The organism is Paenibacillus helianthi, assembly GCF_001909055.1.
Taxonomy (GTDB): domain Bacteria; phylum Bacillota; class Bacilli; order Paenibacillales; family Paenibacillaceae; genus Paenibacillus_AQ; species Paenibacillus_AQ helianthi.
This window is the reverse complement of sequence record NZ_LVWI01000039.1, coordinates 95,065-118,360: the sequence shown is the minus strand read 5'-3', so window position 1 is coordinate 118,360 and position 23,296 is coordinate 95,065. Positions and strand designations below refer to the sequence as shown.

17 protein-coding genes are annotated in these 23,296 nt (G+C 49.2%); 3 read left to right on the top strand and 14 right to left on the bottom strand.

Translation table 11 applies throughout. The annotated features are described in order from the left end of the window. The coding region (locus A3844_RS33115; protein ID WP_208619429.1) for a hypothetical protein at positions 1-242 on the top strand (242 nt) is incomplete at its 5' end. 118 nt (positions 243-360) lie between these two features. Here A3844_RS33115 and htpG read toward each other — a convergent pair. Together htpG and A3844_RS14325 are read right to left on the bottom strand one after the other, a co-directional pair. Next, positions 361-2,241 carry a molecular chaperone HtpG gene (gene htpG / locus A3844_RS14330; RefSeq protein WP_074107721.1) on the bottom strand — a complete coding sequence of 627 codons (1,881 nt, stop codon included), beginning with the start codon at positions 2,239-2,241 and terminating at the stop codon, positions 361-363. A 137-nt stretch (positions 2,242-2,378) separates the two neighbouring features. Then, entirely contained in the window at positions 2,379-3,008 is a 630-nt protein-coding gene (locus A3844_RS14325) for a DUF1796 family putative cysteine peptidase (protein ID WP_074103358.1), read from the bottom strand. A gap of 160 nt (positions 3,009-3,168) precedes the next feature. Here A3844_RS14325 and A3844_RS14320 point away from each other — a divergent pair, with 160 nt between their 5' ends. Then, the gene (locus A3844_RS14320; RefSeq protein WP_074107720.1) at positions 3,169-4,047 is read left to right on the top strand and encodes a glycosyltransferase family 2 protein; all 879 of its coding nucleotides are present in this window, start codon (positions 3,169-3,171) and stop codon (positions 4,045-4,047) included. Positions 4,048-4,148: 101 nt separating this feature from the next. Here the strand turns inward: A3844_RS14320 and A3844_RS14315 are convergent, their stop codons facing one another. Next, positions 4,149-5,045 carry a LysR family transcriptional regulator gene (locus A3844_RS14315; RefSeq protein WP_074107719.1) on the bottom strand — a complete coding sequence of 299 codons (897 nt, stop codon included), beginning with the start codon at positions 5,043-5,045 and terminating at the stop codon, positions 4,149-4,151. 119 nt (positions 5,046-5,164) lie between these two features. On the opposite strand from A3844_RS14315, the gene dapA reads away from it, so the two are divergent. Continuing rightward, positions 5,165-6,040, top strand: coding sequence for a 4-hydroxy-tetrahydrodipicolinate synthase (dapA, locus tag A3844_RS14310; protein WP_074107718.1), 876 nt, complete (start codon positions 5,165-5,167; stop codon positions 6,038-6,040). 136 nt (positions 6,041-6,176) lie between these two features. On the opposite strand, the gene A3844_RS14305 is transcribed toward dapA, so the two are convergent. The 11 genes from A3844_RS14305 to pgsA all read right to left on the bottom strand — a co-directional run bounded on the left by A3844_RS14305 (position 6,177) and on the right by pgsA (position 23,233). Then, entirely contained in the window at positions 6,177-7,688 is a 1,512-nt protein-coding gene (locus A3844_RS14305) for a DEAD/DEAH box helicase (RefSeq protein WP_074107717.1), read from the bottom strand. A gap of 247 nt (positions 7,689-7,935) precedes the next feature. Beyond that, positions 7,936-13,590, bottom strand: a complete 5,655-nt coding sequence (locus tag A3844_RS33750; RefSeq protein ID WP_074107716.1) for a rhamnogalacturonan lyase family protein — start codon at positions 13,588-13,590, stop codon at positions 7,936-7,938. Positions 13,591-14,010: 420 nt separating this feature from the next. Continuing rightward, complete coding sequence (gene pduL / locus A3844_RS14295) at positions 14,011-14,583, bottom strand: phosphate propanoyltransferase (RefSeq protein WP_074088217.1); 573 nt, start codon at positions 14,581-14,583, stop codon at positions 14,011-14,013. A 174-nt stretch (positions 14,584-14,757) separates the two neighbouring features. After that, positions 14,758-15,723: a dipeptidase gene (locus tag A3844_RS14290; RefSeq protein ID WP_074107715.1), complete on the bottom strand. Its 966-nt coding sequence runs from the start codon at positions 15,721-15,723 to the stop codon at positions 14,758-14,760. Between the two features lie 196 nt (positions 15,724-15,919). Beyond that, positions 15,920-16,180 carry a stage V sporulation protein S gene (locus tag A3844_RS14285; protein WP_036656334.1) on the bottom strand — a complete coding sequence of 87 codons (261 nt, stop codon included), beginning with the start codon at positions 16,178-16,180 and terminating at the stop codon, positions 15,920-15,922. Between the two features lie 200 nt (positions 16,181-16,380). Next, positions 16,381-17,175, bottom strand: coding sequence for a TIGR00282 family metallophosphoesterase (locus tag A3844_RS14280; protein ID WP_074088234.1), 795 nt, complete (start codon positions 17,173-17,175; stop codon positions 16,381-16,383). Positions 17,176-17,228: 53 nt separating this feature from the next. Further along, positions 17,229-18,770, bottom strand: coding sequence for a ribonuclease Y (gene rny, locus A3844_RS14275; RefSeq protein WP_074088215.1), 1,542 nt, complete (start codon positions 18,768-18,770; stop codon positions 17,229-17,231). A gap of 309 nt (positions 18,771-19,079) precedes the next feature. Next, a complete protein-coding gene (locus A3844_RS14270) occupies positions 19,080-19,814 on the bottom strand; it encodes a regulatory protein RecX (RefSeq protein WP_074103351.1) in 735 nt (244 codons plus the stop codon). 123 nt (positions 19,815-19,937) lie between these two features. Further along, positions 19,938-21,002, bottom strand: coding sequence for a recombinase RecA (gene recA / locus A3844_RS14265; protein ID WP_074088213.1), 1,065 nt, complete (start codon positions 21,000-21,002; stop codon positions 19,938-19,940). 298 nt (positions 21,003-21,300) lie between these two features. After that, positions 21,301-22,590, bottom strand: coding sequence for a competence/damage-inducible protein A (locus A3844_RS14260; RefSeq protein ID WP_074107714.1), 1,290 nt, complete (start codon positions 22,588-22,590; stop codon positions 21,301-21,303). 55 nt (positions 22,591-22,645) lie between these two features. Then, the gene (pgsA, locus tag A3844_RS14255) at positions 22,646-23,233 is read right to left on the bottom strand and encodes a CDP-diacylglycerol--glycerol-3-phosphate 3-phosphatidyltransferase (protein WP_074088211.1); all 588 of its coding nucleotides are present in this window, start codon (positions 23,231-23,233) and stop codon (positions 22,646-22,648) included. Positions 23,234-23,296 lie beyond the last annotated feature (63 nt).

The window sequence follows — 23,296 nt, the reverse complement described above, 5'->3', positions numbered from 1 at the left end:
ACGTCGATGAGTCTTGCAGGTCATTTCCCTTTGTGTGTTTTCCTGTAAGATATACGATTTCGTATAGGTTTCCCCGTTTTTACGGCGGGTCACCCAGCATCGCCGCCACCTCTGGTTCACTGCATTCCGGGCTGGACTTTGCCTGCAGGCCCTTCGGATTCTTCCTTACGGAAGACACCCTGCCCTTCCGGCAACCTTCGGTTGCCGGAAGTCTGCTTCGGCTACGGCACTTTAAAGGGTAAAGTCACCGGGTGGATTTGAACCACCTAGATAGTGCGACTGTGAGGCGCACGCAAAAACCCGCTCCGGTCAGACCGGAAGCGGGTTGGATTTTATATAGCAGGGCGAAGCCGCTGCAGATTATACCATGATTTTGCAAATATCGTTGGTGAACTGCACGGGATCGTTCACTTGGAGGCCTTCGATCAACAGTGCCTGGTTGTATAGCAGATTCGTATACAGGCCAAGTTTCTCCTTGTCCCCTTCTGCAGCAGCTTTCAGCGATTTGAAGACATCATGATGAATGTTGATCTCCAGCACTTTATCCGCCTGTACTTCCTGGCCGTTCGGCATGGCTTTGAGGATTTTCTCCATCTCAATCGTGAGCTCGCCCTCTGTGGACAGGCAGACCGGATGGGATTTCAGCCGCTTGGACGCTTTGACTGCCTTCACTTTGCCGGACAGAATGCCCTGCATTGCTTCGAACAGTTCCTTGTTCTCATTCTCTTCTGCTTCGGATGGCTTGTCCTCTGCATTCTCTTCAATACCCAAGTCGCCGCTGGATACGTTTTTGAATTCCTTTTCCTTATAGGACATGATCATCTTGATCGCAAATTCATCGATATCGTCAGTGAAGTAGAGAATTTCGTAACCCTTGTCCGATACCATCTCAGTCTGAGGCAGCTTCTCGATCCGTTCCACCGATTCCCCGGAAGCATAGTAGATATACTTCTGGTCTTCCGGCATTCTTTCCACATATTCGGCCAGCGTAACCTGCTTCTTCTCCTTGGAAGAGTAGAACATCAGCAGATTCTGGAGGGTTTCTTTTTCCATGCCATAGTCATTGTAGACCCCGAACTTCAGCTGTCTGCCAAACGAAGTGTAGAACTTCTCATATTGCTCTCTCTCATCCTTGAGCAGGCTCAGAAGCTGGCTCTTGATCTTGCTCTTGATGTTCTTGGCAATCAGCGTCAGCTGGCGGTCATGCTGCAGCATCTCACGGGAGATGTTCAGTGACAGATCCTCGGAATCCACCATCCCTTTGACGAAGCTGAAATAATCCGGCAACAGGTCAGCACATTTATTCATAATCAGCACGCCGTTAGAGTACAGCTCCAGGCCTTTTTCATATTCCTTGGTGTAATAATCGAACGGTGTGTTCTCCGGAATGAACAGGATCGCATTATAGACCACCGCGCCGTCGGCACTGATGTGAATATGCTTGAGCGGCTTGTCGAAGCCGTAGCGTTTCTCTGTGTAAAAGTTATTGTAATCCTCGTCGGTCAGCTCATTTTTGTTCTTGCGCCAGATCGGCACCATGCTGTTGACGGTTTGCTCTTCCTTCGTTTCCTCGAACTCCCCTTCGCTGCCTTCCTTCGGCTTGCTGCCGGTGATGTCCATCTTGATCGGGAAACGGATGAAGTCAGAATATTTCTTGATGATCGATTTCAGGCGGTATTCTTCCAGGAACTCGTCGTAGTTGTCATCCTCTGTATTCGATTTGATCTTGAGTGTAATTTCAGTTCCAATGGCATCCTTCTCGGCGGGCTCAATCGTATATCCGTCAGCTCCCTGGGACTCCCACTTGAAGGCCTGGTCGCTGCCCAGCGCCTTGCTGACTACAGTCACATCGTCTGCCACCATAAAAGCGGAATAGAAGCCAACCCCGAACTGCCCGATGATGTTGTGGCCGTCTTTTGCTTCATTATCCTTCTTAAAAGCAAACGACCCGCTGTTCGCGATAATCCCCAGGTTGTTCTCCAGCTCTTCCTGGGTCATCCCGATGCCTGTATCGGAGATCGTTAGTGTACGGCTTGCCTTGTCCGCAGTCACTTTAATGTAATAATCCTCTTTATTGAACACCAGACCTTCGTCGGCCAGTGCTTTGTAATAGATTTTGTCAATGGCATCGCTTGCATTCGAAATCAGTTCCCGCAGAAAAATCTCGCGCTGCGTATAGATGGAGTTAATCATCATTTCCAGCAATCTTTTGGATTCAGCTTTGAACTCTTTTTTAGCCATGAATAAGTAAATCTCCTTTCAAAAATAACCTCATATAGTGTCCGGAAGATTAGCACTCCATTGCAAGGAGTGCTAACACTTCCTTTTATATACCATATTCCCGTTTTTGATGTCAATATATTGCTGCAAATACTTAGCTAGCGGACCGAGAATCCGTCCAATATATTTTTCCAAAGTTCATCATTATCGTGAAACTCATCAGGTACCTTCGGGATTTGCAGGGCGCACACATTCTGAAATGGCCATGGAGTTTCAACCATATAGTCTACCGGAGCATGATTAATCACTAGCAAGTTGAATTCACCGGGGACCAACTGTTGTAGAACATCCAGCAGTTCCGCCGTTTCATGTATAGTTCCTTCAGTACGGATAAATAAAATTCGGTTAGCGTTCTTAAGGGTATCCAGAAACCGTGGAACACGCCGGCTAACTTTCTCTCTAAGCTCGGGGTAACTCACCAGTTGAACAGGTGTATTCTGATTCAGCGGAAAGTCATGATGAGAGAAGATATAGTATGCAGCATCCCGCACAATATAGCACCCAGCCTTGTCATTGATACCTGTAATCGCCAAATTCGGTAATTCCATATAATTCAAAAACCGGTTCCGTAAAAGATGGCTTACCCCTGACAGTGCAGGTGACTCCACCCAGTCCAGAACGCCTCCGATCTTCCTCAGCATATGCCGTGATAATTGATCTGCAGGTAAGCAATTCGCCCCTAAACTAAAGATGACATCGTAAGTCCCTTTGATCTGATTATAGTTCATGCCCAATCCCCTCCTGCATCATTTACTATATTTAATTACACAGAGAGAAAAGGGTTTGGACTGTAAGGCCTATATTCAGGCGAATTAGTCAGATATGCAGGTCATGCACCTCAAATCTCACATACAATAATTTTAGAAAAGAAGATGGGCGGTGTAGATATTGACCAAAATATCCGTTCTTATGCCAGTTTTTAATATGGCCCCCTATATTGAAGAATCTATTTGCAGTATTTTAACTCAAACGTATACAGATTTCGAATTACTAATTATGGATGACGGATCTACGGATGGAACCTTAGATATTATTAGAAAATTTGATGACCGTAGAATTAAATTGATTACACATTCAAGAAATGTTGGATTAATCGAGACGTTAAATCAAGGCATCGATTTATGTACAGGGGAGTACATTGCCCGTATGGATGGAGATGATATCGCATTGCCTCACCGCTTTGAACGCCAAATGAATTACATGGACATCCATCAGGACTGCGGCGTTTGCGGCTCTCAGGTTTATTTGTTAGGTTTAGATGCTATTACCACGAAACCGTTACATCATGAGGAGATCAGATGCTGGCAGTTATTCCAATGTACGATTGTGCATCCAACGGTGATGATCCGCAAATCCGTACTAGAGGACCATGGGATCAAGTATTTGAATTATGTTCATGCTGAAGATTACGAAATATGGAACCGATTATCGGCAGTTACACAGGTGGTTAATCTTCCTGAAGTGTTGCTCATGTACAGACAACATTCCAATCAGATTTCCAATACTCACCAACAAGTGCAAGTCATACAATCAGAACGCATCCGCAGAGATCAATTACGTCTGCTCGACATTGAACCCACCGCTGAGGAGTACCAGACTCACTTGGATTTTTGCAATTTTAGAATACGGGTGCATGAACCTGCTCATTACTATACATGCTTGGCATGGGCTCACAAGATTTTGGAAGGCAACTTACGCAGGCAAAAATATGATCACGAAACCCTAAATTCAGTATTATCGCAGTGTTTCAGTCTATCCCGATATTAAACCAGCGAAGACAAAAAAGGTTGGAAAGACTCCTGAGTCTTATCCAACCTTTTTTTGATATATACCCTAGCCAGACTATCTTCACTTACCTACCCACAATCTCACAACGCTACAGCCTTCGCCTGAGCATCCGCTAGCAGCATCTGTATCAGGGATTGCAGCGGCAGCGATTTCCACTTCTTCGGATGGATAAGCAGCTGCAGATCGAAGTGGATTTCGGGATGCACAAACGGAAGCTCGGCCAGCGTTCCGCGTTCAATCTCTTCTTCAGCTACGATTCTCGGAAGCAGGGCAATACCGAGCCCATTGCGTACGCAGCGCTTAATGGCCTCCAGATTGGACAGCTCAAAGCCGATACGGAAGTTTATTCCATGCTCGCGCAGCAGATTCTCGAACAGACTGCGGTAGATACAGCTCTCCTCTGAGACGATCAGCTCGCATTTATTCAAATCCTGCAGTGTCACTTGGTCCAGTCTTGCCAGCGCGTGCCCCTTTGGTGCCACCAGCACCAGCGGCTCATCCCTGATGATCATACGCTCAAGCTGCGTATCTGCTGTGCTGCGGTCCAGCATCAAGCCGATATCCACCTCGCCATCTCTAATTTTGGCCACCAGATTGGCTTCCTGTTCGGTTTGCAGATGAATATTTAACCCCGGAAACGTTGTCCGAAGCTGCTGTAGAAAAGGTGGCAGGTAAAAGGCGGCCAACGAATCTATCGTCCCAATCGTCAAGGTTCCTCCAATCTGCTGGGCAATCGTTTCTTTGGAGCGGTCATATAAATCCAGAATCTCCACGAACAGCTTGAGCAGCTCTTCTCCAGGTGGGGTCAGGCGTAGTACCCGCCCATGCCGCTCCATCAGCGGAACCCCGTATTCCTTCTCAATCTTCTGGATCTGCATGGTCACACTGGACTGTGCGTAACCCAGCTCTTCAGCCGCCCGGGTAAAGCTTTGCCGCTTTGCGACCTCACGAAAGGTCCGCATATATGTTAAATCCATAAGTTCACCCCAACATCAATATTATTGATAACCCACATCATTTATTATAGCTAACGCCGATGGAATATTCCATGCTACAGTAAGATAAAAGGATTTCAACATTTTGGAGGCCGATATTCATGTTAACAGAAGAACAGATTTATGGAATCTATGTTCCCGTGGTAACCCCGTTCAATACAGCTGGAGAGATCGATCTGGAATCGTATCAGCGCTATGTGAACAACATCATCAAGAACAGTATTCATGGTCTGGTCGTCAATGGAACCACTGGAGAATCGCCGACAGTCAACATACAGGAGCTACAGACCCTCGTGAACACTTCAAGAGAGCTATTGAAATCGAGCTCGATTCCACTGGTTATTGGCACAGGGACCAATGACACCGCATCCACGGTAGCCCGCACCGAAATGGCCGCAAACTCCGGCGCTGATGCTGTACTGGTTGTAGTACCCTATTACAGCCGCCCTTCCCAGCAAGGCATTATTGAGCATTTCCGCAAAGCTGCCGAGGTAGGTATACCTGTCATGGCTTATGATATTCCGGGCCGCGCTGGAGTCGGTATGACCATCGATACGGCACGAACAATCCTGGAAATGAATAATGTTGTCGGTTTAAAAGATTGCTCTGGTTCGCCGCTGCTCGTCTCTGAGCTGTCCCGCCTGGGCTCGAAGCCGGTGCTGTGCGGTGATGACCTCCATTTCTTCGAGATGCTGGGCTGTGGAGCCGCCGGTGGTATGTTGGCCTCGGCCAATGTCCATACTGCGAAGTACCTGGGGATCTACGAGCAGTTCCGAAATGGAAAGATTGAAGAGGCCAGAGCAGAATTTGACAGGCTCATCCCGCTGATGAAGCTTCTCTTCAAGGAATCCAATCCCGCTCCGATCAAGTGGCTGCTTAATGCCTATGGAGAAATCTCCTCGGATACACTCCGCCTGCCAATGACCCCAATCAGCTCCGAGCTGCGTGAGGAATTGGGAGCTTATCTGGCCGGGTAGCACTTGTTCGATAACTGATATAATATGCCGCACAACAAGAACCGCCAAGGACAGTCTCTGACTGCACCCTGGCGGTTCTTGTTGGTATTTGTGCCTCCGTTAGGAGAGGCTTATATTGTATTCGCAAGGCCGCAGTTTATTGCGATCTGCCTGCTTTGGCAGCAGGTCTGCTGCTTGGACGGTTGCTGTGGTTGTTGCCTGATCTGCCAGCCTGACCGGTTGCAGGTCTGCTGCTCTGACCGGAGCCGTTCCGCTCGCCCGGTCTGCCGTTATAACCGGCTCCGCTGGCGGCAGCACTTCCAGGTCTTGCTCCTGCTGCTGATTTGCGGCCCGCATCCGCGCTTGGTTTGCTACCCGCACTGCTCTTACTTCCACCGGAACTGTTACCCGGACGGTTACCTTGCGTGAACCACTCCGACTTCGGCTTGCGCGCCGGATTGGTCTTCGGCTTGGCCGCCGGTTTCGCCGGGGCTTTGGCCGGGCGTTCATTCAGCAGAGCCTGAGCACTTTTGGACATTGGGTACGCATGGTCCTTCACTTCCGGAATCGTCTTGCCGATCAGCTTCTGGATATCCTTAAGGTACGGGATTTCTTCGGCTTCGCATAGAGAAATGGCAATTCCGCTCATACCGGCACGGCCGGTGCGGCCGATACGGTGAACATAGGTTTCCGGAATGTTCGGCAGATTGAAGTTGATGACATGCGACAGCTCATCAATGTCAATCCCGCGGGCGGCAATGTCCGTAGCAACAAGCACGCGTGTAGCCCCGCTCTTGAAGTTGCGCAGCGCATTCTGGCGGTCATTCTGGGACTTGTTACCATGAATCGCTTGGGCGGTAATGTTAATTCGGGTCAAATCGCGGGTCACCCGGTCAGCTCCGCGTTTTGTGCGGGTGAAGACCAGTGCAGACACAATCGATTTGTCCTGCAGCAGACGGTTCAACTGATTCTGCTTATTGCCGTTCTCCAGCAGATAGATCGACTGCTCAATTCTATCCACAGTGGAGGAAACCGGGGTTATTTCGATTTTCACCGGGTTCACCAGCAGTGTTTTGATCAAATTCGAAATTTCTGTCGGCATCGTAGCCGAGAAGAACAGGGTTTGTTTTTTGGCTGGCATTTTGGCAATAATCCGCTTCACATCATGAATGAAGCCCATGTCGAGCATGCGGTCTGCTTCGTCCAGTACAAGAATCTGCACATATTGCAGATCGACATGCTTCTGGTTGATCAGATCGATCAGCCGTCCTGGTGTAGCAATCAGAATATCTGCACCCTGGCTTAATGCGCGCTCCTGCGCTTTTTGCGATACACCGCCGACAATAGCTGTTGAACGGATGCTGGTGAATTTGCTATAGGCCTGAATATTTTCCGAGATTTGCAAAGCAAGCTCTCTGGTAGGTGTGAGAATCAGCGAACGAATCCGGCGTTTGCCGCCAGTTACAGAAGGCTGCTGGCTTAACAACTGGATAATTGGCAATGAGAACGCGGCTGTTTTGCCTGTTCCGGTCTGTGCACAGCCAAGGACGTCTCTGCCGGCCAATGCCGCAGGGATGGACTCCTCCTGAATTGGGGTGGGGGATGTATAATTTTCCTGGCTCAAAGCCTTGAGGATCGCGGGGATCAAATTCAAATCATTAAAAGTCATGTTGTCTCCTTAATTATCAATACATATATTTTCAGTTCATGAACGAACAGTATTCAGCTTATTCCTGCGTCTCCACATAGCGCAGTTGTAAGTCATAACACATAATGATACCACATATCCGCATATAAAATAACCCCGCCCATTGAGGTTATGGAATTGGAGCTAATTTAGAGGAACTCTTGTTTCATGTTTGTTACAAAAAAAGAACCTCCGCATCCTATCGATGCTGGAGGTCCATATGATCCTTCTATTGGACCGTAACCTTCATAATTACACTCTCGCTTGTGCCAGAGCTGTTGACCAGCTCCGCACGATATTCATACACGCCTGCTGTGCGGTTCAATACAGATGTCACGGCTGACTGGGCATTTGGCGTATTTGCGCTTAGAGGCTGCGTATCGACCAAGACACCATTTTCATAAAGACGGTAAATTGTCGCATTCATTCCCCACCATAGATTCATAGTCACATTATAATTCCCGTCACCATCCCAATTATCATTTGATAACACCGGAACGCCAGGAGCCGCGTCTTTCACCGTTACCACAAGCGGACTGGAAACCGTTGTTCCCCAAGAATTGATAAGCTCTGCAGTGTAGGTATAAGTCCCGTTTGCTTTTCCAGTCAGATTGGTCACCGCATTTTGCGCCTCCGGGGAGTGATCGGCAAAAGCCTTGACATCAATCAACTTGCCGTTCTCGTACAGCTTATAGCTGGTTCCGTTGTTGCCCCACCACAGATTCATTGTGATTTGGTAATCGCCATCCTGCAGTCCGGTGTCATAACCGCTATTGCTGGACAGCACCAGCTTCCCGGGTACACCCGTCGCCTTCTGCGGACCGCCTACGATCTGGATAGCCGGTGCCGGTGGCGCCTCCATTCCCGTCCCCAGATAAAAGCCCGGATGCGGCGGCTGATTATAGCCTACGTTCTGCCAGGCCACCGCCAGGCGGTAGACCGGATCTTGCATCAGCGTACGGATCCGGTAATCGGTCAGCATTGTGGTGGTGTATATCCGCAGATCCGTGCTATCGGCGGAACGCCACATGATTTCCTCGCGCCAGTCGCCATACAGGTCTGCTTGCAGGCTGGGATTGGCTTTTGTCCCGTTGTTCGAGGCCGCTCCCACGGCTTTTAACAGATTGCCTGTCGTCTGATTCGCATAGTCCCATTTATCCACCCGGTTGTCATCCATCAGCTCCCGCAAAAGATCGCCATCCCACCATACCCCGAAGTTCGTTGAAGAAGGCAGCGTATTGCTTATCAGTTCCCCCTTGGCGCTGTATATTCCGGTGACCGGAATTTGCTGCCCGTTAGTAATGGTTGCCGCCCAGACCTCTTCTCCCAAATGATTCGGATCAATGTCTGCCGACATCCCCCGGCCTGTATCAATACCTGTATACACACCCCACAGCGCTTCGCCGGTTGCCGCGTCACGCATTTCTATGCCATATTTGGAATCTACATGCTCATGTACATCAAAAACCTCCAGGCCCGGTCTTGCCGGGTCCAGATCCCCGAAGTGAATGGCATCGCCATGACCGAGCTTTGTGTTATACAGCGGCTGGCCGTCATCATCAATCGCCATGGCCCCGAACGTAATTTCATCCTTGCCGTCCCGGTCCACATCACCTATGGATAAGTTGTGGTTGCCCTGGCCCGTGTATTCCCCATTCCCTTCGTCACTAGAATCAAACCGCCATACCTTGCTCAGTTTACCATCCTTGTAGTTATAGGCAGCCAGCACCGTCCGCGTATAATAACCACGGCTAAAAATCACACTGGGGTGCTCACCGTCCAGATAGGCCACCGCCGCCAAAAACCGGTCCACACGGTTGCCGTATGCGTCGCCCCATCCGCTCACATCGCCGCGTGGCGGGTCATACTCCACCGTATCTACTGCCCGGCCCGTCATCCCATCGAATACGGTCAGATATTCATTCCCGAGCAGCACGTAACCGCTGCTGTTACGGTAATCCGCCGCGGCATCACCAATCACTGCACCTTGGCCATCGATCGTGCCGTCTGCGGTTTTGAGCATCACCTCTGCACGGCCGTCACTGTCCAGATCATAGACCATGAACGGGGAATAATGGGCCCCAGCACGGATATTCCGTCCAAGGTTAATCCGCCAGAGACGGGTTCCGTCCATTTTGTAGGCATCCATATAGACAATGCCTGTGTAGCCTGCCTGAGAGTTGTCCTTGCTGTTCGAAGGTGACCATAGCATGACAATCTCATATTTCCCGTCACCATCCAGATCCCCTACACTCGCGTCTCCGGCATTGTAGGTGTAAGGCTGGCCGTCCTTCGTATAATCATCTGCAGGCTTCTGGAGCGGCACAGACAGATACTGCTGCTGCCATACACCGAATACTTCCGAAGCGGATTGCTCTGCACCATTTAATACGGCTTTTAATATATATTTGGAGTCCACTGTTCCCTTCGCATCAAGCAGATTCGTACTGCTTGTCAGCGGTTTTACATTTACTTTTTTTCCATCACGGTACACATTGAAAGCTATCGAATCGGGATCAAGCCCCAGCATCCGCCAGCTGAGATACATTCCTTCATTCGTCTTGACCGCAACCGCCGCACGGTCCAGGTTTTCCATATTGCGGAAGAGTGTGGTTACAATCGGGGTCTCCAGCATAGCGGACAGCCCGGAAATTCCACCCGCATTGACGGAGGCCACTTTATAATAATAGGGAATCGTACTTAGAATGGTACGGTCCGTATAAGACGCCATCTTCGTCTTGCCAATCAGGACATATTCGCCGCCAGCGGATTTTGACCGGTACACATTGAACATTTTGGCATCCCCAGCTTGGTTCCAACGGAAGCTAACATCATTTTTGTGTACGGCCTGCAGCTCCAGACCGCTTGGAACAGCAGCTTTGGCTACGGATGGGTCAATCATTGATACCAGCAGAAGGTTGGAAGCCACCGACTCCAGTCCGGTGCTGTCCAGCGCAGTAACGGAGTACTGGTAATCCATCCCAATATCGGCTGTAGAGTCTGTAAAGGTCAGACTAGCTGTTTCCCCCAGAAGCTCTGCACTCTCAGCTACTGTGGCCTTTCGGTACACCCTATATTTAGCGGCCCCGTCGATACCTGCCCAGGAAAGGGTTGTTGTTACCGGATCATGGTGAAGATCCAGCTGATCCAGCTTGAGATTCGCCGGCGCCAGCATTAGTGGTGTAATCTCTACTCCGTTAAGATGAGCGGTCGTACCACTGAACACCAGATTCATCTGGCCGTCTTTGATGGAAATCTGGCTGTACTCCTTCTCGGCTATACTCCCTTTACCGGAAGAAATGGTTCCATAATCTTTCCCTTCGATCGATACGTTTGTTTTGGTAGATCCGGTCCAGTCACCGGTATATGTCTTGACGGAGTAATAACCATTCGGCATATCTACCTTGAATTCATAGGACCCGCCAAAATAAATGACGAAATCCCGGCGCAGCGCATCCGTCCCTTCCCCACGGTCACGGTCGCTCATCCCGGCGCTTGAAGTCAGGCCATAACCCAGCTCCGGCGTATAAAGTACGCTTCGGTTCACTTCAGTGTAACCTGCAGCGACTGGTGAACCGGCAGGTCCAAAATCATAACGGTACCGGGACTGCTTCGTAGTAAGTGTCAGCGGATCGGAGGGTTCCGATTCCCCCCGTCCGTTGACTGCTGTCACTCTCACTGTATAGCTCTGGCCTTCAGCCATCCCGCCTACTGAAATCGATGAAACTGTGGCAGAGCCAATCATGGTATAAGCAGATGGATCGGCTGAAGCCAGTTTGCGGTAGATTTTGTAGATATCTGCCCCTTCTACTGCATTCCATTTCAATACGGCACCTGCATTACTGACACTGCCGGCCGCCAGGCCTGTGGGCTTCACCGGAACTGCAGCAGGGGGTTCACTCTCCCGGACCTCTCCAGATAACGGGATGTCCAGAGCCGCGATGCCTCCGGCAATCAGGCGGGCCATTTGAATGGCCCCATATTCCTGGAAATGGGTATTGTCACTCGATCCAGCCGGAAAAGCCGCATAAACACCCGGGTCCGTATATAGGAATACAGCCCGCGTAGCTTCAAATCCGATTGAGTTGTAATAAGCCACACTGCGCGAGCTTAGATCTACCAGCTCTACGTTAAGCTCAGTGGCGACCTCTTTCATCGCCTGCACGTATTCCAGGAAGCTGACATTAAATTGGCCCTTCTCAGCGTTATAATCCCGGCGGCCCATTGGCGTCAGCAGAATCGGCGTAGCCCCACGCTGCCTGGTGCCTTGAACGTAGGTTTTCAGATAATTTTTGTAATCAGCTGGTGAAGCATAACGATCAGGCACGCTGATCGTAGAATCGTTATGTCCAAACTGTACGAGAAAATAGTCACCCGGCTTAATCTCCCGGAGTATCTCATCCAACCTGCCTTCCACAATGAAGGACTTCGAGCTGCGCCCCCCAATGGCATGATTATTGAACTCAACCGCTGTGGTAAAAAATTTGCCAAGCATCTGACCCCAGCCCGCCTGTGGCTTCCAGTACGGATCATAGGTCTGTACAGTAGAATCCCCGGCAATGTATACCGTAGGCTTCTCACCGGCTGTGCGTTCAGGCTGTTTTTTGATCACAAGCGCATTGAGTACGGGTCTCGTGCCGGTAAATACGAAATTCATCTGTCCGTCGACCAGCGCAATATCGAAGCTCATTTCCAAATACTCTCCCGCATTCTTGCTGGTAAGCTGTACTTTCTGCATGTTTTCTACACGGATAGCCACATTCGTACCGCCGCCGCTGTCACCGGCAATCAGAGATACCGTATAATCACCATTCGGCACATCGATATTGAACCCTGAGTCCTTAACGACTACAAAATCCGTTCTTAAAGCATCCGCCGTGCCTCTGTCAGCTCCGCTTACTTTGGACGTATCCGTGAATCCATATTTGCTGTCCTCGGAGTAGGCAGTCCCGACCTCGACCTTCAAATAACCGTCTGCTGCGGCACCCGGCCCGAAATCAAGGGCATATTCGTTTCCCTGCGGCAGCGGGGCAGGCGGTGTGTCATTCGTGCTCTCCACAATGACCGGACCACTAAGTTGCGACTCCACGCCTTTATCATTAATAGCGGTTACAAAATAGGAGTAGTGACCACCTTCAACAACTTCTTTGTCCGTATAACTTGTATCCGCCGTCGATCCCAGCTGCTGAACCGCACTGCCTGTCTCGCCGCTTCGATAGACCTCGTAATAGACCGCATTCGTAACGGTGTTCCAGTGAAGCGAGACGCTTGATCCGTCCACAGCAGTAACCGTAAGTCCTTCCGGTGCCGAAGGGGGCTGAGCACTCGCCTTTTGAATAACAAGACCGTTTAAATACCCGCCAGCCCCCGTTCCTGACACCCCTAAGGTCAATTGCCCATCGAGCACTGTGGTATGGTAGTCCGACTGATTCACCTTCTGCTTACTGGTAATCGTTCCGGCCGCGGCTCCTTCCAGGGTAAACGTGGTTTGGGTAGTGCTGGTACCCGTAAGCATATCCCCGGAATAGACAGTGACATCATACTCTCCGTTCGGCACATCTACCAGAAAAGAGTAGGACGTACCCAACACAAAATCATTGCTTAACCCGTCACCCCCCGAACTGTTTCTGGAGGCCACAGCCTGGTCTAGACCATATCCCAGCTCTCTGGTGTACAGCAAAGCTTCATGAACAGCAGTGTATCCTTCCATTACCGGACTTGATGCCGTACCAAAATCATACCGTAGCTCCAGCTGCGAGGCCTGCACCGATGCACTATCCCCCTGCTCAGCCCCATACACAAGCGCCGGAAACAAAGTGGAACATATCATCACCCATGATAAAAGAAGCATCACCGTATGGTTGCTCTTACGATTTCTACTCATCTTCTGTGATTCACCCGCTTTCAATTTTTAAAAGCCTTTGGATCACTCGCTCGAAGTGTAACCGCTTTCCAAAAACAAACCAGATGCTTCTTCTTTTGCTACTCCAGCTACGAAATTCCTACTGCTTACACTCCCCGCTGCACCCGCTCCCTTCGAGATCCAGTTCAATTGAGCTCTATGAAATGTTTTACCAGAAAGTTACAGCTTCAAATCGATACTACCATTTGCCGGTACCCCTGAACATTTAAAAATCCGATCTTTTCATACACTAAACCGATCTGTTTGCGGCCGCTCAGGACGTTTGGCTCAGCGTTGAACACAGACTTAGGCCATTGGATTCACCCATTTTCTAGTGGTGTTGCAGCACAAAAAAAGCGGAGGAATTCTCCCCCGCTCCTTCACTCTTATGAAAGTTTAAGACTAATCTACAATTTCAGCAGTATCGCCATTATTGGCACCTGCAGCATTAGCTTCGTCGGTGTCGATATGCATGTCAAGCTTGAAGTTATCGGATACGCGTGCAAGCACGTTCTCAAGTACCAGACCACGTTCGCCGCCAAGGCGTACCTTCAGCAATTGCTTGTCGGCAATGCCCCAAGCTTCAGCTTCAGAAGTATGGAAGTGGATGTGGCGTGCTGCCACGATGACGCCTGTTTCCAGCTCAACTTCGCCGGCAGGTCCTTTGATCGTAATTCCTGGGGTGCCTTCAATGTGGCCGGATTCGCGGACAGGGGCTTTCACGCCAAGGCTGAATGCATCTGTGCGGGAAACTTCCAGCTGTGATGCTGGACGGACAGGGCCAAGAATTCTGACTTTGTCAAATTTTCCTTTGGTTCCAATCACAGCTACTTGCTCGTTTGCTGCAAATTGTCCGGTTTGGGAAAGCGATTTGAACTCAGTCAATTGATAGCCTGGGCCAAATAACGCTTCTACATGCTCCTGCGTAAGGTGAATATGTCGGGCCGACACACCTACGGGTACAGTCTTGCTCATTGTAATGTCACTCCTTGTATTTTCTCTAGTATCTGTACAAGCCATTGAACATTATACATCTATTTCTTTGAAAATAAAAAGATCCGCTTCACAAAGAGAGATCTTTTTTCAGCATTTTGCGATATTGGAACAGGATTGTCAAAAAATCGCCACTTACCGGCTGAATCTTGCAGTTCAAGGGTGGCTTGGTTTCGACGGCAGATTTGTTGCAAGAAATGTCAGTGCATTCCCGTGCAGCCACCCCCGTACGTCTTCCTCAGGATAATGTGCCAGCAGCAGCTCGGCGAATTCTGCATATTTCCCCGGATGCTCAAGGCCTTCTACCCAGGCATCAATGCCGTCAAAATCCGACCCGAACATAATCTGCCTGGAACCGCCAAGAGAACAGACATGCTCGATATGACGCAGCACATCCTCAGCCTTCGCTCCTCCTCCATCCCGGACAAACCAAGGAACAAAAGTCAGCCCGATCCGCCCGTCCATAGCCACCAGCGCCCGAATCTGCTCGTCACTCAAATTGCGCGGATGTCCACATATTGCAGCAGCGTTGGAATGCGAAGCAATAAAGGGGCGTGTATTCCGCTCCGCAAGCTCCCAGAAACCAGCTGGCGCGAGATGCGATACATCCAGCAGCATGCCGCTCCTGTTGCACCATTCAATCAGCCTGCGCCCCTGTTCCGTAAAACCGCCATTCCGTGGCTCCAGTACGCCGTCCGCCGCCCAATTTGCATAATTCCAGGTTAGGCCCATAAAACGCACACCCAGCTCAAAGCATAACTGCGCATAGAATAGGTTGCCCTCCAGACCGTCCACGCCTTCCAGTGAGAGCATTCCCCATCCTGTGGGTCTATCAGCCATTTCCGTTGTCTCCTCCTTCCAGCGAAGCCACTGCAGGCCGCCTGGAGTGGCCACTTGTGCCCGGAACGATTCAATTTGTCCCAGAATTCGTTCAAAGCTCACTTTTTCCCGCTGCGCTGATAAAAAGATTGCAAAAATCTGCAGTTCGACACCACCCGCCAGCAAACGTTCCAGAGTTACATCCAGCCGGCTGTCCTTCGTAAAGTCGATATCCGGAGATGCCTGCAGCTTGCTTAGCACATCACAGTGAAAATCCGCCACTTTCATTTTCCTGTTCCTCATCCCTGTATGAACCTCGCTTTCGCTTTGGCTATAGGTCTATTACAAAGCACTATTACAAAGCATATGCTGCAACAATCCATCCTCCGACTTGGAATCCTAAATTAATTATATACAGCAAAAAACCTGCTTACCGAAGTAAACAGGTTCATTCCAAAAGTTCACGAGGATGGTTAATCCCATCCCTTAAGACTATTTATTATCTGGGTTCTACAATCAGTTTAATCGCGGTCCGATCCTCTCCATCAATCACTATGTCTGTAAAAGCTGGGATGCAGATTAAATCTACACCGCTAGGTGCAACAAATCCCCGGGCAATGGCAACTGCTTTGACGGCTTGGTTCAGTGCTCCGGCTCCAATGGCTTGCAGCTCGGCCGTTCCTCGTTCACGAAGAACACCCGCTAACGCGCCGGCGACGGAATTTGGATTGGATTTAGCTGATACTTTTAATACATCCATAGTAAGTACCTCCCCTGGGAAAATGATGGTGTTCTTCCACTACTGTAGATGTTATTCGCGCTAGAAGAATTAATTCCTTCTTTTTGCGGACCATTCCGGAGAAATTAGGACAAAAGATACTCTTTTTCGATATAATAAATATCACACTTTACCCAAAACCAACGATTTTTCCCGAAAACCCTATTTAATTGTAATTCAGCTTAACTCATTACCCATTCGCCTTCGCGCAGCCGGATCTTCTCCACACGAGTGGCTTTACCCGTAGCTTCGTCAAGGTCGGCGAACAATCCATGCAGCATCCATTTGCCTTCATCCACCACAAACCTTGCCGGAAGCTGAGTAGTAAATTTATACAGCACCGCATCCTTTTCCATACCCAAAATTCCTTCTCTTGAACCAACCATCCCGGCATCTGTCAAGTATGCAGTTCCTCCCGGCAGGATGACCTCGTCATTACTCTGGACATGGGTGTGCGTTCCAACCACAATGGAAGCCAGTCCATCCATGAAATAACCCATCGCTATCTTCTCAGACGTTGCTTCAGCATGAAAATCAACAAGGATGCATTTGTGCTTCTGCCGAAGCTCTTCCACAATCTCTTCACCAATACGGAACGGATCATCAATGGCCGGCAAAAATGTCCGTCCCTGCAGATTGACAATCGCGAGCTGTTTGCCGTTTGCTTTGATCACCGTGTACCCGCGGCCTGGCGTTCCCGGAGGAAAATTAGCCGGACGGATTAGGCGCGGCTCGTCATCAATAAATTCAAAGATATCTTTGTTGTCCCAAGTGTGATTCCCCATCGTAATGCCATGCACTCCCCAATTGAAGAATTCATTGGCAATGGCAGAGGTAATTCCCCGGCCGGCAGCAGCATTCTCGCCGTTGACGATAATAATATGCGGCTGATATTTATCCTTCAGGGAAGGCAGCATTTCGCGAAGCGCTTTTCTGCCTGTATTCCCGCAAATGTCACCAATAAAAAGTACTTTAATGATATTCTCCTCCTGAAAGAAAAAAGGCCCCGCAGAGGGGCCGATTTCCTTGGTTATTTTGCGTATTCTACAGCCCGTGTCTCGCGGATTACTGTAACCTTGATATGACCCGGATAATCCAGCTCACTCTCGATCATCTTCGTAATATCACGTGCCAGACGGAAAGCTTCTGCATCGTCAATCTTCTCAGGCTGCACCATCACGCGTACCTCGCGGCCCGCTTGAATGGCGTAAGATTTCTCCACACCTTCGAAGGATTCGGAGATCTCCTCCAGCTTTTCCAGACGTTTGATATACGTTTCCAGGGTTTCGCGGCGTGCGCCAGGGCGTGCGGCCGACAAAGCATCAGCTGCTCCAACCAGCATGGCAATAACCGAAGTAGCTTCGCAGTCGCCGTGATGGGATGCGATACTGTTGATAACCACTGGATGTTCCTTGTATTTCTTCGCCAGCTCGACGCCAATTTCCACGTGCGAACCTTCCACTTCGTGATCCAGCGCTTTGCCGATATCATGCAGCAGTCCGGCGCGTTTTGCAAGCACGATGTCTTCCCCAAGCTCACCGGCCATCAGTCCAGTCAAATAAGCAACCTCCATGGAGTGCTTGAGTACATTTTGACCATAGCTCGTACGGAATTTCAGACGGCCCAGGATTTTGATCAGATCTGGATGCAATCCGTGAACGCCAACCTCGAAGGTAGCTTGTTCACCGTATTCACGAATCCGCTCATCCACTTCCTTACGGGACTTCTCTACCATTTCCTCGATCCGAGCCGGATGGATACGCCCATCAGCTACAAGCTTCTCAAGTGCCGTACGGGCCACTTCGCGGCGAATCGGATCAAAGCCTGACAGAATAACCGCTTCCGGAGTATCATCAATGATGAGATCAATACCAGTGAGGGTTTCCAGTGCACGAATATTACGGCCTTCGCGGCCGATAATCCGGCCCTTCATCTCTTCATTAGGCAGTGTTACGACCGACACGGTTGTTTCCGCCACATGATCAGCTGCACAGCGTTGGATCGCCAAGGTAATAATTTCACGGGCTTTTTTGTCCGCTTCTTCTTTGGCCTGCTGCTCAATTTCCTTGATCATCTGAGCGGTTTCATGGCGAACTTCCTGCTCAACATTGCTGAGAATGATACTTCTGGCATCATCGATGCTCAGATTAGAGATACGTTCCAATTCAGTAACTTGATTCTTGTAAATAACGTCAATTTGCTGTTGTGTTTCGTCAATTCGTTTCTCTTTGTTAGCTACTTGTTCTTCTTTTCGTTCGAGCGATTCCATTTTTTTATCCAGCGATTCTTCCTTTTGCAGCAAACGTCTCTCTTGCCGTTGGATTTCATTCCGACGTTCACGAGTTTCTTTTTCAGCTTCGGTACGGATTCTATGGACCTCGTCCTTAGCTTCAAGTACCGTTTCCTTCTTCAGTGCTTCTGCCTCTTTCTTCGCGTTCTCTACGATGACTACGGCTTCTTTCTCAGCACTGGAAATCTTAGCTTCTGCAAGGGATTTACGAATAAAATAACCGAATCCAAAGAATAATGCAGCTACAACGAGAACGATTATGACCCAGATTGCAGTTTGCATTCTGTTCACCTCCTCGTTGGTTCCTCCAAGAACTAGGCTTGGGAATTTGTGCAGTTGTTAAACTAATCCGTTCATCACCATACAAAAAACCGGTAATACACCGATTGCCATACTGCACATGCTGCACATGCACACTGCCCGCCTTATCCGGCGATTACATTTCATATGAGTTGTACGCGAACCGCTTCATAAGAGTCTGCTTTTTGGGAAGGAAAAAGGATATCTTATTTATACCGATTCATGTTATATTTTATTATTTATAAAAAGACATTGTCAAGAGAGTCGATAACTGCATTAAAGTCAAGACAATCAGTCAGGGAAGTAAATATCCTCATCTTCGCCCTCAAAATCCTCTTCCTGACGCAAAATATTCAGCACCTGACGCACCATATCCCCGGAAAACCCTCTCCGCATGAGGAAAGCTCCGGTCTTCCTCCGCTTGTCATTCACATCACCGCGGATCAAATTCCATTTCTTCCGTCCCGTCTGCAGGGCACTTTCCAGCTCCTGTTCAGGGGTAATATTCTCCAATGCCTCAGAAATCAGCGACTTGTCGATGCCCTTCTCACGCAGTTCCTGGCGGATCCACAGCTTGCCTTTGCGTTGATTCGTCATTCGCTGCTCCGCCCATTGCTTGGCGTATAAGGGATCATCGAGCAGACGCTCCTGCTGCAGACGCAGCAGAACTTCAGCAATAATAGTCTCCCCTATTTCCTTCTCCCGTAAACGACGGGCCATTTCCTGAGACGTCCGCGGTTTGCGCTCCAAATAGCGCAAGCCCTCCACATAAGCCCGCTGCCGCTCATCAGCTACAACGATCTCCTCCAGATCGGTCTTCATGAAGGAGCTACCCGTGATCATCCTGTATTTAATCATGACATCTTCATGAACGGCCAGCTGATATGCACCAAAATGTATAATATAACGGTGGTCTGACTTCTTCTGACGCTCCACACGCGTAATTTCGAGTAATTCATCCTCAGGAAAATCCGCTAAGATCTGCTCGTCCTGCTCTTCAGGTTCAGGATTTAATTGGATTACCATAGCTGCCCTATCACCTCATTGCTGATGTAAATCATATTTATTTACGAAAAAGCGCCCTGCTATGATTATTCACAGGGCGCCTGAACTTACCTAGTATTCAATTACAAATGATTGAATATCAAGTTATTCGATTTCAAGCAGGAGCTTTTCTTCTTCCTCTTGCTCTGCTACTACTTCAGATTCCGTAGGCGCAGCCACAAGCGTTGACAAATTGCTCGCTTCACGAATTTTGTTCTCAATCAGAAGAGCAATATCCTGATGCTCCTTGAGGAACTGCTTAGAATTCTCACGGCCTTGTCCAAGACGTTCACCTTCATAGGAATACCAAGCACCGCTCTTGTTCACGATATCCATCTCTGTTCCTATATCTACAAGGCTTCCTTCACGGGAAATGCCTTCACCGTACATAATATCTACATCTGCCTGTTTGAATGGAGGAGCCACCTTGTTCTTCACGACTTTAATCTTGGTGCGGTTACCCACAACATCATTGCCCATTTTGATGCTCTCTACACGGCGCACATCCAGACGTACGGAAGAGTAGAATTTCAGTGCCCGGCCGCCAGGTGTCGTTTCCGGGTTACCGAACATCACACCGATCTTCTCACGAAGCTGGTTGATGAAGATAGCAATGGTATTGGATTTGTTGATTGCCCCCGACAGTTTCCGCAAAGCCTGGGACATCAGACGTGCTTGCAAGCCTACATGGGAATCCCCCATGTCCCCTTCAATTTCCGCTTTTGGAACCAGTGCTGCCACCGAGTCTACTACGATGATATCAACCGCGCCACTGCGCACAAGTGCTTCAGCGATTTCAAGGGCTTGCTCACCAGTATCAGGCTGGGATAGCAGCAGTTCATCGATATTTACGCCAAGCGCTTTGGCGTATTTAGGATCAAGTGCATGCTCGGCATCGATAAATGCAGCTTGTCCGCCTGACTTCTGCACTTCTGCAATAGCGTGCAGGGCAACTGTTGTCTTACCGGACGACTCTGGTCCATATACTTCAATAATACGTCCCTTAGGAAGTCCGCCTATACCTAATGCAATATCAAGTGCCAAAGATCCGCTAGGTACGACTTCCACTTTCATGTGAGTGGATTCTCCCAATTTCATAATCGAACCTTTACCGAATTGTTTTTCTATTTGACGAAGCGCCATATCAAGCGCCGCACGACGATCTGACAATCAGACCACTTCCTTCACTGTTTATAGTATTATAATAACGTGTTTTAGAGGTCTTGCCAAGCTTTTTTTCGAACATACATTCGTTTTTTTTGTCCCAAGGAGGGTTACTCCCTTTTATTGTAAGCCTCCTTCCGGATCTGACGCTGGGCCAGATTATTCATTCACCGGATGTCGGACAGTACCTTCTTACAGGGACAGGCTGCAGTTCATTACATAAGAATAAAACAAAAAACCGCAGCAAGGATATCTCAGTGCCACGGTTCTTCCGTATGAACAAATTATATACCGGACGGGAAGGTTATTGCAAGGCTGACCCTTCAAGCGGTGTAGCTACCTTACGTTCCTCCAGCCTGCGCCAGAGACGGTATAAAAGAGCCTTGACGGTTCGCAGGCGGATATTTTCGCGAGTGCCTTTAAGATTAAGTTCATAGACTTCCGTAGGCCGGCCGCGTTCAGCCAGTCCGATAAATACTAACCCTACCGGCTTGCGCTCGGAATATCCCGGACCCGCTACACCAGTAACCGACAATCCAAAGTCGCTGTCAGCGGTCATTCTCACTTGATCCGCAAGCACCTCAGCTACTTCCCGGCTGACTGCGCCCGGGGCCTCCGGACCCTCCAGCAGCGCTGCAGGCACGTTCAGCAGCTTCTTCTTCATATCATTGGAATAGCACACGATCCCTCCGAGGAACATAGACGCGCTGCCCGGAATATTTGTAATGCTCTCCATTAGAAGGCCGCCTGTACAGCTCTCCGCCGCACTCAAAGTCAGGCCGGCATCTGCCATCCAATCCACAATCAGCTGCTCAAGCGGCACATTAATATTGGCATACATGTGCTCCGGCAGAATCTCCTGAATGGACTTTTCAAGTACCTCCAGCTTCTCCATAGCTTCCCGCTCCGAAGGGGCTTTGGTGGAGATACGCACCGTTACCTCACCCTCCTTGGCATATGGAGCAATGGTCGGATCGCTCTGGTTCCGGATTAGATCAATCAGTTTATCTTCAAGAAGCGACTCCCCGATACCGGCAAACTTCAGCATTTTGGAGTATATCGGCATTTCATCCGTCAAGGCATGCTGCAGCAGCCAAGGCTTCGCCTGGCCTGTGAACATAGGCTTCATCTCGCGCGGAGGTCCTGGAAGCACAATGTAAAACTTTCCACCATCGGAAAAAGCAAGACCAACAGCCAGCCCCGCTTCATTGGGGAGTGGTGTTGTTCCATCAATAATCAGTGCCTGTTTCCGGTTGTTTTCGGTCATAATAATTTTGCGTTCATCAAAAAACCGCTGAACATGGTCCATGGCAAGCTGGTCTATATGCAGACCGCGGCCTACGGATGCAGCTAAGGCATCTTTGGTAAGATCATCTTCGGTCGGACCAATCCCGCCGGTGAACAGAATGACATCCGCACGACTGCGGGCAATTTCGATGGCTTGCTGCAAACGGCTGCTGTTGTCTCCAACAACGGTCTGAAAATAAACATCGATTCCGAGTGCGGCCAGCTCTACTGAAAGAAACTGTGCATTGCTGTTTACAATCTGTCCGAGCAAAAGTTCTGTGCCGACGGCAATAATTTCCGCTTTCATCGCTGGCTTTCTCCTCCTGAATGTACAAAATGAATGATTCTGTTGTGCAGTTTAATTAAGCGTTGTGAAGCTGCAACAAATCTTTGTTTTTCACGAAATAGTCAACACCTGAATAGATGGTAACAATTGCCGCTGCCCAGATCGCAATATCATCTACAGGAATGCTGACAAATTGAAACGGGAAATTGTTGAGCAGCAGAAGGGAAATAGCGACAATCTGAATCACAGTTTTAATCTTGCCCCATTTGCTGGCAGCAACCACTTTACCTTCGAGAAGTGCTACTTGACGCAGGCCCGTTACAGCGAACTCACGGCTAATAATGACGATAGCAATCCAAGAGTCACATCTGCCCAGTTCTACCAGGGAAATCAGTACAGCCGAGACCAGCAGCTTGTCCGCAAGGGGATCGAGCAGCTTGCCCAGATTGGTGACCATGTTGTATTTCCGGGCTATGTAGCCGTCTATTCCATCCGTACTGGCTGCAAGCAGAAAAATCACTGCCGCGATCAGATGATTAATGGAGAGCTGGAACGAGCCCCAATGAATCGGTTCCGGATAAAAGCTGAAATTCACCAGCAAAAAAAACATCATAATCGGGATGAGGCAAATTCGGGCAAGCGTAATGCGGTTAGGCAAATTCACAGAAGTTCCTCCCTTGATCCATACGAATCCGATAATCCACTATTTTCTTGAAAACTGCTTAGC